The organism is Microvirga sesbaniae (genome assembly GCF_025460805.1).
GTDB classification, from domain to species: domain Bacteria; phylum Pseudomonadota; class Alphaproteobacteria; order Rhizobiales; family Beijerinckiaceae; genus Microvirga; species Microvirga sesbaniae.
On sequence record NZ_JAMXFJ010000002.1, the window covers coordinates 562950 to 580697 of the forward strand.

The window sequence follows — 17748 nt, forward strand, 5'->3', positions numbered from 1 at the left end:
TACCAAGGCCTTTGCCTTTCCCTCGAAGCAGGTGCTCCCCATATGGGGACGGGAAAGACGAGGACGCTCATGGCAGGTATTTCCGTCACGCTCGAAGGCGACAACATTCAGCTGGCATTCCAGAAGGGCGAGCAATCGACCGCCGTGGTCATGGACCCCCATGCCGCCCGCTCCTTGGTCAGGGCCGTGAGCCAGCTGCTCGCCGCCATCGGCGAGACCGGCGAGGACAGTGAGGAGATGCCGGAAGAAATGGTCGACGTGACGTCCCAGACCATCGATATCGGCATGGACGAGAACGGCATGGCCGTGGTGGCCCTCCAGGCCGGCATGATGCCCCCCTTCCTGCTGCGCCTGAAGGACGACGAAGCCCGCCACATCGCCCAGAGCCTGCTCGAGATCCTCAATTCTCCGCGAGATGTCAGGGTCTCGCACGGCGATCATTGACCCCGATCCGGTCGGGCCGGGATCCTCGTCCCCTCACGAAAGCGCAGGACCGGGGCCGGTCCGCGCGGCACCTGAGCCTTTCCGGCATTCAGCTCGGCCGGTAAGGAACTTCATTACGGCCATTCTGTTGTCGAACGCGGGGCATTCTCGGCCGCGCTTGGACAAGGCCATGGCAGTTCACGATCCCGATCTCGTTTCCGGCGCTCACCCGGGCGTTCCCATGATGGACGCCAAGGCGGAGCCGACCCTCAAATATCCAGAATCCGAAGCGTTCTATGCCGAAGCGCTTCGGGAACTGAACCACCTCGGACTGCCCTTCCTGCTGGCGGGCACCTATGCGCTGTCCGCCTATACGGGCATCACCCGTCCGACCAAGGATCTCGACATCTTCTGCAAGGCCGGCGACTACACGCGCGTCCTGTCCCACTTCAAGAGCATCGGCTACTCCGTCGAGATCGAGGACGACCGCTGGCTCGGCAAGGTCTTCAAGGGCCAGTACTTCTTCGACGTGATCTTCGCCTCGTCGAACGGCACGATGCCGATCGGCGACCAGTGGTTCGAGCGCGCCCGCCAGATCGAGGTCTTCGGCTCGCCCGTGCGCATCGTCGGGCCGACCGAACTCGTCTGGTCGAAATGCTTCATCCAGCTGCGCCACCGCTACGACGGCGCCGACGTGGCGCACACGATCCTGAAGGCGCACGACCAGATCGACTGGCACGCCCTGCTCGCCTACATGGAAGTGCATTGGGAAGTGCTGCTCATGCACCTTCTCAACTTCCGCTGGATCTACCCGTCCGAGCGCGACAAGGTTCCGCGCTGGGTCATGGACGAGCTTCTCGACAGGCTCGCCAAGCAGCTCGATCTTCCGCCGCCGCAGATGAAGGTCTGCCGCGGGCGGATGTTCTCCCGCATCGATTACGAGATCGATGTCAAGCAATGGGGCTTCGCCGATGTGGGCGGCGAAGGTGAATGGCGGAATGAGTGACGAACCAAAGCAGGCCATGAAGGTCGCCGCCATGGGCGACCTTCACGTTCGTGAAGACAATGCCGAATCCTACCGCGAGCTCTTCGGGGAGATCTCCCGGGAGGCGGACGTGCTGGTGCTCGCCGGCGATCTGACCGATCTCGGCAAGCCCAAGGAGGCGGAGCTTCTGGCGCAGGATCTGAAAGCCTGCTCGATCCCGGTCGTCGGCGTGCTCGGCAACCACGATTACGAATGCGGCGCGCACGAGGAAGTGGCCCAGATCCTGCGCGATGCGGGCATGAAGCTGCTCGACGGACAATCGATCGAGATCGACGGCGTCGGCTTCGTGGGTGTCAAGGGTTTCGCCGGCGGCTTCGGGCGGCGCATGCTGGGCTATTTCGGCGAGCCGGCCATGAAGCAGTTCGTCAACGAGACCATGAACGAGACCCTGCGGCTCGAGAACGCCATGCGCCACGTCCGCGCCAAGCGCTCCATGGTCATCCTCCACTACGCCCCCATCGCCGAAACGATCGAAAGCGAGCCGCTGGAGATCTATCCGTTCCTGGGCTCGTCGCGGCTGGCCGAGACCATCGACCGCTTCAAGGTCAACGCCATCGTGCACGGACACGCCCATCGCGGCCGCTTCGAGGGCCGCACGCCCGGCGGGCAGCCGGTCTACAATGTCGCCAAGCACATCGAGAAGCCGACCGGACGGCCCTACGCGATCATCGAGATCTGAGCCGGCGGCGCCGAGCCCGCCGGCTCGTGGCGGATCAGGGTCGTTCGCCTCAGAACCGCGTGCCGGGATCGGTCGGGTTGCCCGGAAGGTAATCCGGCTCGGAGCCGGGCCCCTTCGGATCGGTGATGCCCGGATCGTTGACCGGATAGGGCGTCCGGGGTCCGGTCGGACCGATATCCGGCTCCTCGTCGGGCACGGAGCCCGGCGGCACCTCGCTCGGAATGTTGCCGCCCGGCACGGGATCGTTCGTCGGCATACCCGGATTGACCATCGCGTCTTCCTCTTTTGTGGGAATCATTGATCGGGTCAACAGGGCCGCGGCGTCAGGGTTCCGCGTCGCCGCATGTCGGAACCCCTCTCCTGTCCGTCCGTTCTCCGTGTGATTTCCCCTCAACGACGGAGACAACCATGCCTGACATCAAACAGGCCAAGATCCTCATCATGGCCACGGACGGCTTCGAGGAATCGGAGCTGACGGTCCCGCAGGACAAACTGTCGGACGCGGGCGCGACGGTCGAAGTCGCCGCTCCGAAATCGCGCATGAAGTCCGGCAAGATCTACGGCTGGGACAAGACGGATTGGGGCAAGACGGTATCGGTGGACAAGGACATCGACGACGTGAACCCGGCCGATTACGACGCGCTCGTCCTTCCGGGCGGCCAGATCAACCCCGACAAGCTGCGCGTCGAGCCGAAGGCGCTCGAGATCATCCGGGCGTTCTATTCCTCGGGCAAGACGGTTGCCGCCATCTGCCATGCGCCCTGGCTGCTCATCGAGGCCGGCGTGATCAAGGGCAGGCAATGCACGTCGTATCACTCCATCAAGACCGACGTGATCAATGCGGGCGGACAATGGCGCGACGAGACCGTGGTGACCGACAAGGGCCTCGTCACCAGCCGCAACCCGGGCGACCTCGACGCCTTCGTGAGCAAGATCATCGAGGAGGTGCGCGAGGGCTCCCATGCCGGCCGCCGCCAGGCCGCCGAGTAACCGGCGCCTTCCGCCGCCGACCTCTCGAGACCGCTCCACGGGTTCACCGGCACAAGGCCGATGATGACGTGGTGGGTTGTGTGAGGCGATGCGAACACCCTCTCCCCGTCATGGCCGGCCTTGTGCCGGCCATCCCGATGCGGTGAAGCGCCGCGCCTCGAACAATCGGGATCACCGGCACAAGGCCGGTGATGACGTGGTGGTGGCTTGGACGGCCCGGTGATGACGGGGTGGTGGATCGGCCGAGCGATCAAGACAGGGTCCCGAACGGTGCGCCACTCAAGGGGTCGAGCATCGGAATCGATCGCGAAAGTGGGACCACTTTTCACTGGCGTGGCCCTTCGGGTCGCTCACGCGGCCCTCCGGGTCACGTCCGATGCTCTAGGCCTGCTGGATCGCCGAGATCTTCCAGGGACCGCCCTGGTCGCGACGGAACGTCCAGAGCTCCGTCGCCTCCTCGACCCGGCTCGGATCGCCTTCAACCACCCGGCCGGTGGCCCGGTCGGCCATCACGTCGGTGATGCCGAAGCGCATGGCCACGGTGGCGTAGTCGGTCGGACCCTCGCGCCAAGCCTCCGACAGGTCGCCCTGGTTGAGGCGCACGTTGGAGAGCTTGTTCACGACGCCGCGGGCTGCGTTGTCGTTGAGCTCTTCCTGGATGTACCCCGCCATCTCGGGAGTGGCGAGCTGCCACAGCTTGGCGACGTCCTCCCGCGAATAGGCGTCCTGCATCTCGACGAGGCCCCGCTCGAAGGCCGCGTAATCCTTCTCGCCGATGCCGATCTCGTCACGCACGCCCGGACGGGCCTGTTGCGGCCGGCCGCCGAGAGCGCCGCCAAGGGCACCGCCGAGACCGCCGGCGAGCCCGCCGCCCAAGCCATTACCCAAGCCATTACCCAAGCCATTACCCGAGCCGCCCCCCATGGGCCGCCCGCCGGTCGGCGGCACGCTGCCGCCCATGGACCGGGCATAGCCCTGGCCGCCGTTCGGGCCGGGGCCCGCATAGGCCGGCTGCTGGCGCCGGCGGAACCACTTCATGGCGAAGGAGACCACCAGGACCACGAGGCCGATCTGGAGCAGAAGGCCCAGGATCGACGCGAGACCGCCGAGGCCGCCGAAGAAGCCGTGGCCGAACAGCATGCCCAGCAGGCCCGCGCCGAACAGGCCCGCCATCAGGCCGGTGCCGAAGCCGAAGCGGCGCGGCTGCGCCACGTTCGGAGCCGGGGCGCCGGGACGGGCCATGGTCGGGCCCTGGTTCGGGATCTGCGAGCGCTGGATCGGAGCCGCGGCGTCCGGCGCCGTGCGGGTCGCCGGCGGGGCCGTATAGGTGCGTGCGCCGCGCGATCCGAAGCTGCCGCTCCCGCGCCCGACACGAGCCTCCGCCGCGCTACCGGCGAGGACCAGGGCAGCCGCCAGGGCGACCATCACTCGGCTGCGGCGAGAAGCAAAATTCATCATCGTCTTCGTTACATCCCTTCGGAGCACGATGCTCCCGGGGATAATGTGGTGATGCGCCCGGGGTTGCGGAAGGGCATGGCCGTTCGATTTCGGCCAAGCCATGAGGCGTCCGTCCGTGGCTTCCCCCGGCCTCCCATCGGCTCTTCCACGTCATCACCGGGCTCGTCCCGGTGATCCCGCTTCTGTGAGGCGCGGCGCTTCACCTTATCGGGATGGCCGGCACAAGGCCGGCCATGACGTGGGAGGGTGGCAGGAAGGGTGGAGGATGGCCGGCCATGACGGGTGACGATGCCGGAGCCGGGGAGCGTCCGACGGCGCACGCGCCGTCAATGACCCTGCTTCTGCTTCAGCCGGTCGATCCGCTTCGAGGCTTCGGCCTTGTCGAGATCCGGATCGAAGGCCTTCGGGTCGTGCGCCTGCTCGGACAGGGTCTTCAGGTAGGACGCCTGAGCGCCCGTCATCGGTTCGTCGCCGGACACCCATTCATCCGGATCCTTGATCTGGTTGTCGGACGGGTCGGGATTGACCTTCGGGTTGGCTGCCTCTGCGGAAGGCTTATGGTTAACGGCAGGACGGGTCGTGGCTTTACCGTGCGATGACATGCGGGACTCCTATTGTTCGCTTTTTGTTCTAGAACATGAACACGCCCGCAGAGCCTTGGTTCCTCAAGGAAAGGCGGATTACTCCCGCAGATTATTCCCCGTTATCCACAGATTTCACCCTCGACATGCCGCCAAGCTTATGTTCCTGCTTCGTTCCGATGACGGAGAGCAGGTCACGCCCATGCGCAAACCGACGGGCCTGGAGCGGCTCTATGTGGATTTCGATTCCTTCTTCGCGAGCGCCGAGCAGCATCTTCGGCCGCATCTGCGCGGCCGGCCGATCGGGGTGATCCCGGTCGATTCGGAGCATACGGGCCTCATCGCCGTCAGCCGCGAGGCGAAGGCCCAGGGCGTGAAACGCGGCACCTTCGTGCACGAGGCCCGCAGGCAATGTCCCGACCTCGTTCTCGTGACCGCGCGGCACGACGCCTATGTGGCGCTGCACCACGCCATCGTTCGGGCCATCGAGACGGTCGTTCCGGTCAAGGCGGTGTGCTCGATCGACGAGATGCTCTGCGCCCTCATGCCCGCGGAGTGGCCGCAGGCCCTCGGCATCGGGGAGCGCGTCAAGGAGGCCGTGGCCCGCGACATCGGCCCTACCCTCACCTGCTCGGTGGGCCTCGGCCCGAACGATCTCCTGGCCAAGATCGCGGCCGAAATGGAGAAGCCCGACGGCCTCGTGGCGCTTCACCCGGACGACCTGCCGGGCCGCCTGCTCGCCCTGGACCTGACGGATGTCCCGGGCATCGCCCGGGGCAACGCCGCGCGCCTGGCCCGTGCGGGCGTCGGCGACATGGCGGCGCTCTGGCGGCTCCAGCCCAAGGAACTGCGCCGCCTCTGGGGCAGCGTGGAGGGGGAGCGGCTCTGGATGGGGCTGCACGGCTACACGGTGGAGCGCCCCGAGACCCGGCGGCGGATGTTCGGCCATGGGCGCGTCCTGCCGGCGGAGTGGCGCTCCCTGGACGGCGCCCATGCGGCGGCCCGGGTTCTGCTGGCCAAGGCCTCGGCCCGGATGCGCCGGGCCGGGTTCTCGGCCCGGGCGCTCGCCCTGTGGCTCACCGACCGGACCAGCGCGGGCTGGCACGGGGAGGAACGCTTCCGGCCGACCCGGGACGATCCATCCCTTCTGGCGTCCTTGAGCCGCCTCTTTCTCCTGGCGGAACGGGAGGAGATGAACCGCAGCCGCAGCGTGCACGTTGCCCTGCACGACCTGGTGCCCGTGGCGGATATCGAGGAGGATCTGTTCGGCCACACGCCCGAGGCGCAGCTCAAGCGCCGCATGGAGCACCTGTCGGCCTTGGCCGACCAGCTCAACGTGACCCACCGCAGGACGCTGCTGCATTGGGGGCCCTGGGTGACGATCCCGGGCGGGTACGCCGGGGCGAAGATCGCCTTCAACCGCATTCCCGACGCGGAGGATTTTTGAAGCGCGCCGGAAACATGAATGCCCGGCGCAAGGCCGGGCATCGCGTGACGGTTCATGGGAGGCGAGGAACCCTCAGGCCGCCTTGCTCCTGGGCTGAACCTCGGCCGAGTAATCCTCCATCAGCACCCTGGTCATGTTGCCGGGCTGGAACCGGTAGGAACCGATCTCGGACACCGGCGTCACTTCCGCGGCCGTTCCGGTGATGAAGCACTCGTTGAAGCTGGACAGCTCCTCCGGCATGATCCGGCGCTCCTCGACCCCGAAGCCGCGGCGCTTGGCGAGGTCGATCACCGTGCGGCGGGTGATGCCGTCGAGGAAGCAGTCGGCGATCGGCGTGTGGACCACACCGTCGCGGATGAAGAACACGTTGGCGCCGGTGCACTCGGCGACACGGCCCTGCCAGTCGAGCATGAGCGCGTCGGCATAGCCCTTCCGCTCCGCCTTGTGCTTGGAGATCGTGCAGATCATGTAGAGGCCGGCGGCCTTCGCGGCCGACGGGGCCGTGGCCGGATCGGGACGGCGATATTCCGCCATGTCGATGCGGATGCCCTTCATCTTCTGGGCCGGGTCGAAATAGCTCGGCCATTCCCAGGACGCGATGGCGAGGTGGATCCTGTTGTCCTGCGCGGCGACTCCCATCATCTCCGAGCCGCGCCAGGCGACCGGCCGCAGATAGGCGTCCCTCTGCCCGTTCTTCTCCAGCACGAGGCGCTTGGCCGCATCGATCTCGGCCACCGTGTAGGGGATCTCGAAATCGAGGATCTGGGCCGATTTCTTCAGGCGCTCGGAATGCTCGGTCGACTTGAAGATCTCGCCGCCATAGGCGCGCTCGCCTTCGAACACGGAGGATCCGTAGTGGAGCCCGTGCGACAGGACATGGAGCTGGGCATCCTTCCAGGGTACGATCTGCCCGTCGTACCAGATCCATCCATCACGTTGATCGAAGGGGGTCGCGGACATCGTTCTTCTCCTTGAATGCCGACCTTGGTGGCAACCGGGGCCGTGTAATTTCCGGTTCGCTTCCCGGCGATTTCAATATCATTCATTTCGCGGAAGCGGCTTGACGAGTAACAATCGTCCTGAGATATGTCAACAAGGCTGACATAAAAATTGGGAACAGACGGTGCCAGACGCAATTCCGGCTTTGAAAGCGCAGCAATCCGGCAAGGAAACGGGCAAGGACATCCTGTCCGAACAGCCGGCCTACGACCTCATCGAGCTGTTCTTCTTCGCTTATCGCGACTTCGTCAGCGACCCCGACCGGATCCTGGACGAATACGGCTTCGGGCGCGCCCATCACCGGGTTCTCCACTTCGTCAGCCGGCAGCCCGGCCTGACGATCGCGGAACTCCTGGACATCCTGCGGATCACGAAGCAGAGCCTCAACCGGGTCCTGAAAGAGCTCATCGAGAAGGGTTTCATCGAAAGCCGGATGGGCACCTCGGACCGACGCCAGCGGCTGCTCTTCGCCACCCCCCAGGGCCACGATCTGGCCTTGAAGCTCGCCAAGCTGCAGACCCGCCGCATCATGCGGGCCCTGTCCGAGATGGAGCCCGAGGGGAAGGAAGCGGTCAGCCGCTATCTCCTGCGCCTCATCGATCCGGACGACAGGACCCATGTGAAGCAGCTCGTATTCGGCTCGGGCAAAACCTGATAAGCAGGGCCCGACAAAGCAGCTCGAAGCCCGATGGATGCACGCATCGACATTCCCGACCACGCCCCGCACGTCCTCGTGGTGGACGACGACCGCCGCCTGCGCGACCTCCTGACCCGCTTCCTCACGGAGAACGGCTATCGGGTGACCGCGGCGGCCAGCGCCGAGGAGGCGCGGGCCAAGGCGGGGAACTTCGTCTTCGATGCCCTCGTGCTCGATGTGATGATGCCGGGTGAAACCGGGTTCGACTATGCCCGCAGCCTGCGCGAGCACTCCCAGGTGCCCATTCTGATGCTCACGGCGCGGGCCGACGCCTCCGATCGGGTCACGGGCCTCGAGATCGGCGCTGACGATTATCTCCCCAAGCCCTTCGAGCCGCGCGAGCTCCTCCTGCGTCTCGGCAACATCCTCAAGCGCACCCGTCCCGGGCCGGGCGCGGCGGCCGCCGATGTCCCGGAGGTCATTCATTTCGGCCCCTTCTCGTACCGCTTCGACCGCGGCGAGCTGCGGCGCGGCGACGAGGTGGTGCGCATCACCGAGCGCGAGCGCGAGATCCTGACCATCCTCGGCAGCCATGCGGGAGACAACGTGCCGCGCGAGGCCCTCGCGGGTAACGGAATCGCGGCCAATGAGCGTACGGTGGATGTTCAGATCAACAGGCTGCGCCGCAAGATCGAGATCGATCCCGCCAATCCGATCTTCCTCCAGACCGTGCGGGGGATCGGCTATCGCCTCGTGATCGATCGATGAAGATCGGGGCGACCCTGCGCTATTCTCCCCTCGACCATGCCGCGCGCTGGTTCGGCCGCTTCCTGCCGAAGGGGCTCTACGCCCGCGCGCTCATCATCATCATCGCGCCCGTCATCCTGCTGCAATCCGTCGTCGCCTACGTGTTCATGGAGCGGCATTATCAGCTCGTCACGCGACGCCTGTCCTCGGCCGTGACGGCGGATATCGCGGCGCTCATCGACATCTACGAGAGCTATCCGCAGGACAAGGATGCCAGCACCCTGTCCCGGATCGCGTCGGAGCGCCTGCAGCTCGATGTCGACATCCTGCGCAACACCGACCTGCCGCCGCCCGGACCCAAGCCGTTCTTCGACATTCTCGACGAGACCCTGACCGACGAGCTGCGGCGCCAGATCGACCGTCCGTACTGGATCGATACGGTCGGGCGCTCGAGCTATGTGGAAGTCCGCGTCAAGCTCGATCAGAGCAACGTCATGCGCATCCTCGCCCGGCGCAGCCAGGCCTACGCGTCGAACTCCCACATCTTCCTCGTCTGGATGGGCGGCTCGTCCTTCGTGCTCCTCGGCATCGCCATTCTGTTCCTGCGCAACCAGATCAGGCCGATCCTGCGGCTTGCGGAAGCCGCCGAGGCCCTGGGCAAGGGCCGCGAGATCGAGTTCCGTCCGCGCGGGGCCCGCGAGGTGCGCCAGGCCGGGCACGCCTTCCTGGAGATGAAGCGGCGCATCGAGCGCAACATCGAGCAGCGCACGACGATGCTGAACGGGGTCAGCCACGATCTGCGCACGATCCTCACGCGCTTCAAGCTCTCGCTCGTCTTTCTCGGCGAGACCCCGGAGATCGAGGATCTCAAGCGCGACGTGGACGAGATGAGCCGCATGCTCGAGGGGTACCTGGCCTTCGCGCGCGGTGACGGCGGCGACGCGGGCGAGCAGGCGGTCGAAACGGATCTGCGCCAGCTCCTGGAAGAGGTGCAGTCGGACGCCGAGCGGCAGGGCCACGTGACCGAGCTCGACATCATCGGCGACCCGATGATCACGGTGCGGCCCGACGCGTTCCGCCGCCTTCTCTTCAACCTGGTCTCCAACGCCGCGCGGCACGGGGACCGGATCGAGATCACGGCCAATCACGAAACGCGCTGGCTCGTTCTGCACGTCGACGACGACGGGCCGGGCATTCCGTCCACCCTGCGCGAGGAGGTCTTCAAGCCCTTCGTGCGCCTGGACGAAGCGCGCAACCAGGACGAGGGCGGGTCGGGCCTCGGCCTCGCCATCGCGCGCGACGTCGCCCGTTCCCATGGCGGCGACATCGTGCTGGGAGAAAGCCCCCTCGGAGGCCTGCGCGCGACGGTGCGGCTGCCGGCGTAGGCTCTTCGAAGCATGGCGTCGTCACCGGCCTTGTGCCGGTGATCCCGATGATGCGAGGCGCCGCGTTCTGCCGATCGGGATGGCCGGCACAAGGCCGGCCATGACAAGGGTGAGCCTGAGTGAGCGATCCTGACCTTGTGGTCTCGGGCCCGTCAATACAGGCGTCCCCCCACGGGCACGTCGCGGTCCGGGCGGATCAGCATCACGTTCCCGTCGGCATCGGGCACGCCGAGGGTCAGCACCTCCGACATGAACGGGCCGATCTGGCGCGGCGGGAAGTTCACCACCGCCATCACCAGCGACCCCACCAGATCCTCCGGCGCATGGTTCACCGTGATCTGGGCCGAGGAGCGCCTGGTGCCGATCTCCGGCCCGAAATCGATGGTGAGCTTGAACGCCGGCTTGCGCGCCTGGGGAAACGGCTCGACGGTCACGATCCGGCCCACGCGGATGTCGACCTTCAGGAAATCGTCGAACGTGATGGGCGCGGCTGCGGGACTCGCCTGATCCATGGTTGCCCCCTGTGATTCCTTGTCAGATCGCCGCCGCGGGACTCTGCGCATCGCCGTTGGGGTCGCTCGCGCGGCGTGTCTCCGAACGGTTCGGCCGGCGCCCCTGCATCAGCGCCCGCCCGACCGCGCGCAGGGGCGCGCTCAGGCGGCGCAGGTCCTCGGCGCCCTCCAGGATGCGCTCGCCCCGGCGCAGTTCGCGGTCGAGGCGCGCCATGGTCCGGGCCAGGGTCGGATCATCGTCCTCGAGCCACGTGCGCATGGTGTTGGCATAGACGAGGACCGCCCCCTGGAGCTTCAGCGTTCCGAGCGGCCCTTCCGTGTTGATGCCGGCGGCCGCCAGCATGAAGCGCTGGGAGTTGAGCGCCACCTGGTTGAGCGCGGCCAGCGAGGCAGGATCGTATTGCAGATCCTGGACAATCCGGCGCAGAGCCTGCCTGTAGGGCTCCAGGGCATCGAAGCGGCGCATCAGCACATCGAAGATCCGCTCGCGCGCGGGTTCCCCCGCCAGGTCCTCCGTTGTCCCCTCCAGCACCTGCCGGTCGATCTGGCGGGAGAGCGCGCCGAGTACGGCGCCCTTCGAGGGAAAGAGATCGCGGAACTCGGCCAGCGACACGCCGGCGGCCTTCGCGACGTCGTTGATTTCGATCTCCTGCCAGGAGCGTCGGGCGGCGAGGTCCATGAGCGCCTCGACGATGGCCTTGCGCTTGTCCGTGGGTCCGTCAGCGGTCACGATCGATCTCCTGAAAATATGCCGTTGACGGTTATCTAGGGACGGATCGGAGGAAGCCCAAGTCTCAAGTGGCCCGAGACTGAACGGGCCCGAGGCTAGCCGGCGAGTTCCTCCGCCCGCCGCTTGGCGGCCGCCACCGCCTCGCGCATGAGCGCCTTCAGGCCGTCCGGGTCGCGCATGAGCACCTCGAGCGCGGCCGCCGTGGTGCCGCCGGGCGAGGTGACGTTCTGGCGGAGCGTCGCGGGGCTCGACTCGCTCTGGAACAGGAGTTCTCCTGCGCCCGTGACCGTTGCCCGCGCGAGGCGCTGCGCCAGGTCCGGCGGAAGTCCGGCGGCCGTTCCGGCCTCGGCCAGGCATTCGACCAGGTGGAACACGTAGGCCGGGCCCGAACCCGACACCGCCGTGACCGCATCGATCAGGTCCTCGGACGGCAGCCACTCGACGATGCCGTTGCTGCTCAGCAGCGCATGGGCCATCAGGCGCTGCGCCTCGCTCACCACGTCGTTCGCGGCGGCGCCGGTCGCTCCGCGCCCGATGCTGGCGGGAAGGTTCGGCATGGCGCGCACGATCGCGCCGGCGGCCGGAAGCCTGGCGCGCAGATCGCCGATGGTCTTGCCCGCGAGGATGGACACGATGAGGGTCTGAGGGCCGAGATATCCGTTCAGGCCGGGAGCCGCGTCATCGAGCATCTGCGGCTTGATCGCCAGGACCAGCACATCCGCGGGAGCGGGACTGGCCGGATTGAGCGCGATGCCGTTCGCTTGGCAGAACCGCGCCATCTCGTCGGACGGGCGCGGATCCAGAACGGTCACGCCCTCGGGCTTCATGCCGACCTTGAGCCAGCCTTCGAGCATGGAGCCGCCCATTTTGCCGGCGCCGGCGAGAATGAGGGACGTCGGCAGATGCGAGGGGTTCGGCGACATGAGCTCAACCTGACGGAAGGGATGCGGAAGGCCGCACTCTATTCACGGGCGCCCTGCCCTGTCGAGCTAGGTTCAGGCTTCGCCCTCGGTTTCGAACAGGACGGAATCGAGTGCCTCGCGGGCCGACTTGCCGGCCCAGATGACGAACTGGAACGCCTGGAAGTACCGCTCGCAGGCTTCGACGGCGACCCGGAGCATGGTCTCGCATTGTCCGTCCGTGGGATCGGCCCCGCCGGCCAGCAGAAGCGCATGACGGAACATCACCACGTTCTCCGTGCTCCACAGGTCGAAATGCCCGACCCAGAGCTGTTCGTTGACCGAGGCGATGAGCTGGAGCACCTCCTGGCGCCGCCGCTCGGGAACCTTGAGATCGAACGCGCAGGCCATGTGCATGGCCTCCACGTCCTCGATCCACGTGAAGGCGATGTCGTAATCCGCCCAGCGGCCGGCCACCGAGATGGACATCTCGTCGGCTTCGGCCCGGTCGAAGATCCAGTGCCGCAGGGAAGCGAGGCGCTCGACCACATCGAGAGGATGTTCCGAACGATCGATTTCAAGATGAATCTGCGACATGTCGATCCTGGACGCTTGACTGCCCGATGATGGTAAACACATCGGGCAACACCATTGCGTTGATTCGAAGACTACTCGAAAGAAGTACTCGGAATACCTTCGATATTCCGATCTTCCGCCGTGATCGCCTCGAATCAGCTTATGAATCGACAGTCTTAGATTTCGGCCCTCGTCACAATGCGCCGGATTCACCTGTCCACAACAGGAGGCCCGCGTCGGGCGCAGATCGGATTCCCGCTTCGATCAAGGGGTCGCGGGATTGACGCCGGCCGTGGAGGCCAGCTTCGCCTCGAGGTCCTTGACCCGGGCTTCCAGCCGCACGTTCTCCTCGCGGGCCGCCACCACCATCTCGCGCAGAACCTCGACCTCCTCGCGGGTGGCCACATCCATATCCTTGATCAGGCGCTCGAACTGGCTGCGGACCACGGTCTCGACCTCCCGCCGGACGCCCTGCGCCGCGCCCGCGGCATCGGTGGCGAAGCGGGCGAGTTCATCGAAGATCCGGTTGGACGATTGGGTCATGGGTTCACATCCACAGCGTTCGGCGAGCCCGCAGGCCCTGATCCGTCACACATGGGCGCATTCGCCGCAAACTGCAACAGGGTTGACGATGCGGGCCCTGCGGGTCCAATGGCAACCGTTCGATCAAGGGCCGACCATGCCTCTCTCCTTTCCCATCATCGATCCCGTGGCGATCTCCATCGGTCCCTTCGCGATCCGCTGGTACGCGCTGGCCTATGTGGCCGGCCTCCTGGGCGGCTGGTTCTATGCCAAGCGCCTGGCCGCGAAGGCCGACCTCTGGAGCGGCCTCAAGCAGCCGAAGCCGATCGACGTGGACGACCTCATCGTCTGGGTGGCGCTGGGCGTCGTGCTGGGCGGGCGCATCGGCTACGTGCTGTTCTACAATCTCGCCTCCTACCTGTCCCACCCGCTGGAGATCTTCGCCATCTGGCGCGGCGGCATGTCGTTCCATGGCGGCTTCCTCGGAGCGGTGCTCGCCATCGTGCTCTTTGCCCGCTCCCGGGGCCTCAATCCGCTGGCCCTGCTCGACATGGCCGCGGTGGTCACCCCCATCGGGCTGTTCTTCGGGCGCATCGCCAACTTCATCAACGGCGAGCTCTGGGGCCGCCCCGCGCCCGATTTCCCGTATGCGGTGGTCTTCCCTCATGCGGGACCGGAGCCCCGGCACCCGAGCCAGCTCTACGAGGCGTTCGGCGAGGGCCTCGTCCTCTTCGTCGTCATGGCGGTCGCGGCCCGCGCCTTCGGCTTCCGCCGACCGGGGCTTCTCGGCGGCATCTTCGTGCTGGGCTATGCGGTCGCGCGCATCGTCTGCGAGTTCTTCCGCGAGCCGGACGCGCAGCTCGGCTTCCTCTTCGGATCCTCGGTGCAGGCATTGAGCGGCGGCATCACCATGGGCATGCTGCTGTCGGTTCCCATGGCGCTCGTCGGCGCGGGCTTCATCGTCATGGCGGTGCGCGGCTCGACCCGCCCGGGCGAAGCGGTTGAGGCCGCGTGAGCCCGCTGCGGGACAGGCTGCGCGAGACGATCGCCCTCGAGGGGCCGATCACGGTCGAGCGCTACATGAGCCTGTGCCTGGGGCACTATTACGCCACCCGCGACCCGCTCGGCGCTGCCGGCGACTTCACCACGGCTCCCGAGATCAGCCAGATGTTCGGCGAACTGATCGGCCTGTGGATGCTGGAGGTCTGGAACGGCATGGGACGTCCCGCTGCCTGCCGGCTCGTCGAGCTGGGACCGGGCCGCGGCACCCTGATGGCCGATCTGCTGCGGTCGACGAGGCTCCTGCCCGACTTCAAGGCGGCCGCCACCGTGCATCTCGTCGAGACCAGCCCTTCCTTGAGAGGCAGGCAGCAGGCGGCTCTCGCCTCGTCGGGCTTCTCCGTCGCCTGGCACGACCGGGTCGAGGACGTCCCCCCGGGCCCCACCCTGCTGGTCGCCAACGAGTTCTTCGACGCCCTGCCGGTGCGTCAGTTCGTGGCGACCGAGCGCGGCTGGTGCGAGCGGCTCGTGGGCCTCGACGGCGAGCGCCTGATCTTCGGCCTGCGCCCGGAGCCGGAGCCCGCCCTCGGCAAGCCCCTGAAGCCCGGCGACATCCTCGAATGGCCGGGAGCCTCCATCGATGTCATGGGCGAACTCGCCCGACGGCTCGAGCGGGGTCCGGGCGCCGCCCTGATCGTCGATTACGGCTATTGGGGTCCGGCCTTCGGCGATACCCTGCAGGCCCTCAGGAAGCACAAGCCCGTCGATCCATTGGAAGACCCCGGCGAAGCGGATCTCACGACCCATGTGGATTTCCACCGCCTCGCCCAGGCGGCCGTGGCCGGCAAGGCCCGGGCCCATGGCCCCGGCATCCAGGGCGGCTTCCTCCGGAGCCTCGGCATCCAGGCCCGCGCCGCCACCCTGAAGGCCCGCGCCACGCCCGCCCAGGCGGCGGACATCGACCGGGCGCTGGCGCGCCTGACGGAGCAGGGCCCGACCGGCATGGGTGATCTGTTTAAGGTTTTGGCCGTTACACATGAGGGGATCGAGGCCGTCCCCGGATTGCCCGCCCTCTCCCCCTCCTCCTGAGATCGAGCCATGTTGATCCAAGCGCCCGCCCTCGAGTCCCAGCCGAATGTCCGCCATGCCTTCTTCACCCGCCAGGGCGGCGTCTCGGAGGGGATCTACGCGTCCCTCAACGGCGGCATCGGGTCGTCGGACGAGCCCGCCAGGGTGCGGGAGAATCGTCGCCGCATGGCGGAGGCCGTCGGTGTGGGGCCGGATGCTCTGATCAGCGTCCATCAGGTCCATTCGCCCGATGCGGTCATCGTGGAGGCGCCCTGGCCGGGCGAGCGGCCCCGGGCGGACGCCATGGTGACGGCGACGCCCGGCCTCGCCCTCGGCATCACCACGGCGGATTGCGGGCCGGTGCTGTTCGCCGACGGGGAGGAGCGGGTGATCGGGGCCGCCCATGCGGGCTGGCGCGGCGCCGTGACCGGGGTGCTCGAAGCCACGGTCGCGGCCATGGAGACGCTCGGGGCCAGGCGCGAAAGGATCGTGGCCGTCCTCGGCCCGACGATCAGCCAGAAGGCCTACGAGGTCGGCCCGGACTTCATCGAGCGCTTCGCCGGGGAGGCGCCGGGCCACGAGCGCTTCTTCCGTGAGGCCGAGAGGACCGGTCACGCCATGTTCGACCTTCCGGGCTTCATCGGCGCACGGCTGGAAGCGGCCGGGATTGCGGCCTTCACGGATCTCGGCCTGTGCACCTATTCCGACGAGGATCGGTTCTTCAGCTACCGTCGCACCACCCACCGCCGGGAGCCGGATTACGGCCGGCTGATCTCGGCGATCGCGCTCACTCCCTGATCCCGGCGACGTCCGGCGTCTCCCAGGCCAGATGCTGACCGCCGTCGACGGCGATCATCTGGCCGGTGACGCTGCGGGCCGCGGCCAGATAGAGCACCGCATCGGCGATCTCGTCCGGGGTGCCGCCGTGTCCGAGCGGGACAGCCTCGCTCTGCTTGGCGAAGTCCTCGTCGCCCTGGCGGACGTTCGACAGGGTCGGACCGGGACCGATGGCGTTGACGCGGATGCGCGGCGCCAGGGCCTGCGCCATGGTCCGGGTGGCGGTGAACAGGGCCGCCTTGGTCAGCGTGTAGGAAAAGAACTGCGGCGTGAGCTTCCAGACCCGCTGGTCGACGATGTTGACGATGCATCCATGCCCTTCGGCCGGCACCTGGCGGGCGAAGTCGCGGGCGAGGAAGGCCGGGGCGCGCAGGTTGACGGCGAAGTGCCGGTCCCATCGATCCTGCGAGAGCGTCTCGACCTCGTCCGGCTCGAATTCGGACGCATTGTTGACGAGGAGCGTCAGCGGTCCCAGAGCCCGCGCCGCCTCAGGGACCAGACGCTCGACGGCATCCGCGTCCGCGAGGTCCGCCCGAACGACCGCAGCCTGCCCCCCCTGATCCCGGATGCGGGCCGCCATCGCGTCCGCCTCGTCGGTCGAGCGCCGGCAATGGATCGCCACCGCGTATCCCTCGGCGGCGAGGCGTTCGACGATTCGACGGCCGATGCGTTGCGCACCGCCGGTCACGAGAGCGGCCTTAGGCATGATTGACCCCTTGAAATGTGATGACATCACGACAGATCTGAGCAGTGGCCAAGAAAATGCCACTTTTTCGCTTCGCGGTCGAACCAACGGCCAAGCTGCGCGTTATGGACTCCGGCGATGACACAAGGGGAAACTCACACATTGCCGCCACAATCCTGCCACGGTGGTTCTTGGCCGCTGTGGTTGTCAGGTCACAGCCCTCGACCGGTTGTCGCTCTATAAACCGACAGTGCTTGGCGTGACCCAACAAAAATTGGGTCGAGCCCGCATGACATCGATTAGGAAAGAGAAACCATGAAGAAGATTCTTCTCGCCAGCGTCGCTCTCTTCGGCTTTGCCGGAGCCGCTTCCGCTGCGGACCTCCCGGTTCGCTCCGCTCCCCCGGCTCCGATCGTTGCTGCTGTTCCGGTGTTCACCTGGACGGGCTTCTACGTGGGTGTGAACGCCGGCTACGGCTGGAACACGAACGACTCGATCACGGTCGGCGGCCTGCGCTTCGACCTGGATG

The 17748-nt window shown here is 67.0% G+C and carries 21 protein-coding genes and 1 pseudogene; 12 read left to right on the top strand and 10 right to left on the bottom strand.

Annotated elements, in window-relative coordinates; translation table 11 throughout:
• Positions 1-69 precede the first annotated feature (69 nt).
• The 3 genes from OCW50_RS05250 to OCW50_RS05260 all read left to right on the top strand — a co-directional run bounded on the left by OCW50_RS05250 (position 70) and on the right by OCW50_RS05260 (position 2147).
• Positions 70-444, top strand: a complete 375-nt coding sequence (locus tag OCW50_RS05250; protein WP_262272609.1) for a hypothetical protein — start codon at positions 70-72, stop codon at positions 442-444.
• A 169-nt stretch (positions 445-613) separates the two neighbouring features.
• Positions 614-1429, top strand: a complete 816-nt coding sequence (locus OCW50_RS05255) for a nucleotidyltransferase family protein (protein WP_262272608.1) — start codon at positions 614-616, stop codon at positions 1427-1429.
• Positions 1422-2147, top strand: coding sequence for a metallophosphoesterase family protein (locus OCW50_RS05260; protein WP_262272607.1), 726 nt, complete (start codon positions 1422-1424; stop codon positions 2145-2147). Before OCW50_RS05255 ends, OCW50_RS05260 begins: the two co-directional genes overlap by 8 nt.
• Positions 2148-2196: 49 nt before the next feature.
• Here the strand turns inward: OCW50_RS05260 and OCW50_RS05265 are convergent, their stop codons facing one another.
• The gene (locus tag OCW50_RS05265; protein ID WP_262272606.1) at positions 2197-2418 is read right to left on the bottom strand and encodes a hypothetical protein; all 222 of its coding nucleotides are present in this window, start codon (positions 2416-2418) and stop codon (positions 2197-2199) included.
• A gap of 137 nt (positions 2419-2555) precedes the next feature.
• Between OCW50_RS05265 and OCW50_RS05270 the strand changes: the two genes are divergently transcribed.
• Positions 2556-3137 (top strand): type 1 glutamine amidotransferase domain-containing protein, encoded by a 582-nt coding sequence (locus OCW50_RS05270; RefSeq protein ID WP_262296680.1) that lies wholly within the window; start codon positions 2556-2558, stop codon positions 3135-3137.
• Positions 3138-3518: 381 nt separating this feature from the next.
• Here the strand turns inward: OCW50_RS05270 and OCW50_RS05275 are convergent, their stop codons facing one another.
• Positions 3519-4595, bottom strand: coding sequence for a Tim44 domain-containing protein (locus OCW50_RS05275; RefSeq protein ID WP_262296681.1), 1077 nt, complete (start codon positions 4593-4595; stop codon positions 3519-3521).
• A gap of 326 nt (positions 4596-4921) precedes the next feature.
• The gene (locus OCW50_RS05280) at positions 4922-5197 is read right to left on the bottom strand and encodes a DUF3072 domain-containing protein (RefSeq protein WP_262272603.1); all 276 of its coding nucleotides are present in this window, start codon (positions 5195-5197) and stop codon (positions 4922-4924) included.
• 181 nt (positions 5198-5378) lie between these two features.
• Between OCW50_RS05280 and OCW50_RS05285 the strand changes: the two genes are divergently transcribed.
• Positions 5379-6623 carry a Y-family DNA polymerase gene (locus tag OCW50_RS05285; protein WP_262296682.1) on the top strand — a complete coding sequence of 415 codons (1245 nt, stop codon included), beginning with the start codon at positions 5379-5381 and terminating at the stop codon, positions 6621-6623.
• 72 nt (positions 6624-6695) lie between these two features.
• Here OCW50_RS05285 and OCW50_RS05290 read toward each other — a convergent pair whose 3' ends face one another.
• Entirely contained in the window at positions 6696-7583 is an 888-nt protein-coding gene (locus OCW50_RS05290) for a branched-chain amino acid aminotransferase (RefSeq protein ID WP_262296683.1), read from the bottom strand.
• A gap of 163 nt (positions 7584-7746) precedes the next feature.
• Here OCW50_RS05290 and OCW50_RS05295 point away from each other — a divergent pair, with 163 nt between their 5' ends.
• Genes OCW50_RS05295 through OCW50_RS05305 form a run of 3 tightly spaced genes read left to right on the top strand, consistent with a single transcriptional unit; the run spans position 7747 to position 10391 of the window.
• Positions 7747-8277 (top strand): MarR family winged helix-turn-helix transcriptional regulator, encoded by a 531-nt coding sequence (locus tag OCW50_RS05295; protein WP_373371307.1) that lies wholly within the window; start codon positions 7747-7749, stop codon positions 8275-8277.
• A gap of 33 nt (positions 8278-8310) precedes the next feature.
• Positions 8311-9027, top strand: coding sequence for a response regulator (locus OCW50_RS05300; RefSeq protein WP_262296684.1), 717 nt, complete (start codon positions 8311-8313; stop codon positions 9025-9027).
• The gene (locus OCW50_RS05305; protein ID WP_262272598.1) at positions 9024-10391 is read left to right on the top strand and encodes an ATP-binding protein; all 1368 of its coding nucleotides are present in this window, start codon (positions 9024-9026) and stop codon (positions 10389-10391) included. The genes OCW50_RS05300 and OCW50_RS05305 overlap by 4 nt, the downstream gene beginning before the upstream one ends.
• Positions 10392-10543: 152 nt before the next feature.
• Here OCW50_RS05305 and OCW50_RS05310 read toward each other — a convergent pair whose 3' ends face one another.
• The 5 genes from OCW50_RS05310 to OCW50_RS05330 form a co-directional block, all read right to left on the bottom strand.
• Positions 10544-10903: a tRNA-binding protein gene (locus tag OCW50_RS05310; protein ID WP_262296685.1), complete on the bottom strand. Its 360-nt coding sequence runs from the start codon at positions 10901-10903 to the stop codon at positions 10544-10546.
• A gap of 22 nt (positions 10904-10925) precedes the next feature.
• Positions 10926-11582, bottom strand: coding sequence for a TetR/AcrR family transcriptional regulator (locus tag OCW50_RS05315; protein ID WP_262296708.1), 657 nt, complete (start codon positions 11580-11582; stop codon positions 10926-10928).
• A 146-nt stretch (positions 11583-11728) separates the two neighbouring features.
• The gene (gene proC / locus OCW50_RS05320) at positions 11729-12556 is read right to left on the bottom strand and encodes a pyrroline-5-carboxylate reductase (RefSeq protein ID WP_262296686.1); all 828 of its coding nucleotides are present in this window, start codon (positions 12554-12556) and stop codon (positions 11729-11731) included.
• A 72-nt stretch (positions 12557-12628) separates the two neighbouring features.
• Positions 12629-13129: a type III secretion system chaperone family protein gene (locus tag OCW50_RS05325; protein ID WP_262296687.1), complete on the bottom strand. Its 501-nt coding sequence runs from the start codon at positions 13127-13129 to the stop codon at positions 12629-12631.
• Between the two features lie 243 nt (positions 13130-13372).
• The gene (locus tag OCW50_RS05330) at positions 13373-13651 is read right to left on the bottom strand and encodes an accessory factor UbiK family protein (protein ID WP_262296688.1); all 279 of its coding nucleotides are present in this window, start codon (positions 13649-13651) and stop codon (positions 13373-13375) included.
• Positions 13652-13787: 136 nt separating this feature from the next.
• Between OCW50_RS05330 and lgt the strand changes: the two genes are divergently transcribed.
• Genes lgt through pgeF form a run of 3 tightly spaced genes read left to right on the top strand, consistent with a single transcriptional unit; the run spans position 13788 to position 16495 of the window.
• Positions 13788-14645, top strand: coding sequence for a prolipoprotein diacylglyceryl transferase (lgt, locus tag OCW50_RS05335; RefSeq protein WP_262296689.1), 858 nt, complete (start codon positions 13788-13790; stop codon positions 14643-14645).
• Positions 14642-15718, top strand: coding sequence for a class I SAM-dependent methyltransferase (locus OCW50_RS05340; protein WP_373371308.1), 1077 nt, complete (start codon positions 14642-14644; stop codon positions 15716-15718). Before lgt ends, OCW50_RS05340 begins: the two co-directional genes overlap by 4 nt.
• 9 nt (positions 15719-15727) lie before the next feature.
• Positions 15728-16495, top strand: a complete 768-nt coding sequence (gene pgeF, locus OCW50_RS05345) for a peptidoglycan editing factor PgeF (protein ID WP_262296690.1) — start codon at positions 15728-15730, stop codon at positions 16493-16495.
• Here pgeF and OCW50_RS05350 read toward each other — a convergent pair.
• Positions 16485-17240 carry an SDR family oxidoreductase gene (locus OCW50_RS05350; protein ID WP_262296691.1) on the bottom strand — a complete coding sequence of 252 codons (756 nt, stop codon included), beginning with the start codon at positions 17238-17240 and terminating at the stop codon, positions 16485-16487. The genes pgeF and OCW50_RS05350 overlap by 11 nt on opposite strands.
• Positions 17241-17534: 294 nt before the next feature.
• Between OCW50_RS05350 and OCW50_RS05355 the strand changes: the two are divergent.
• A pseudogene (locus OCW50_RS05355) lies at positions 17535-17748 on the top strand (hypothetical protein); the annotation flags it as partial.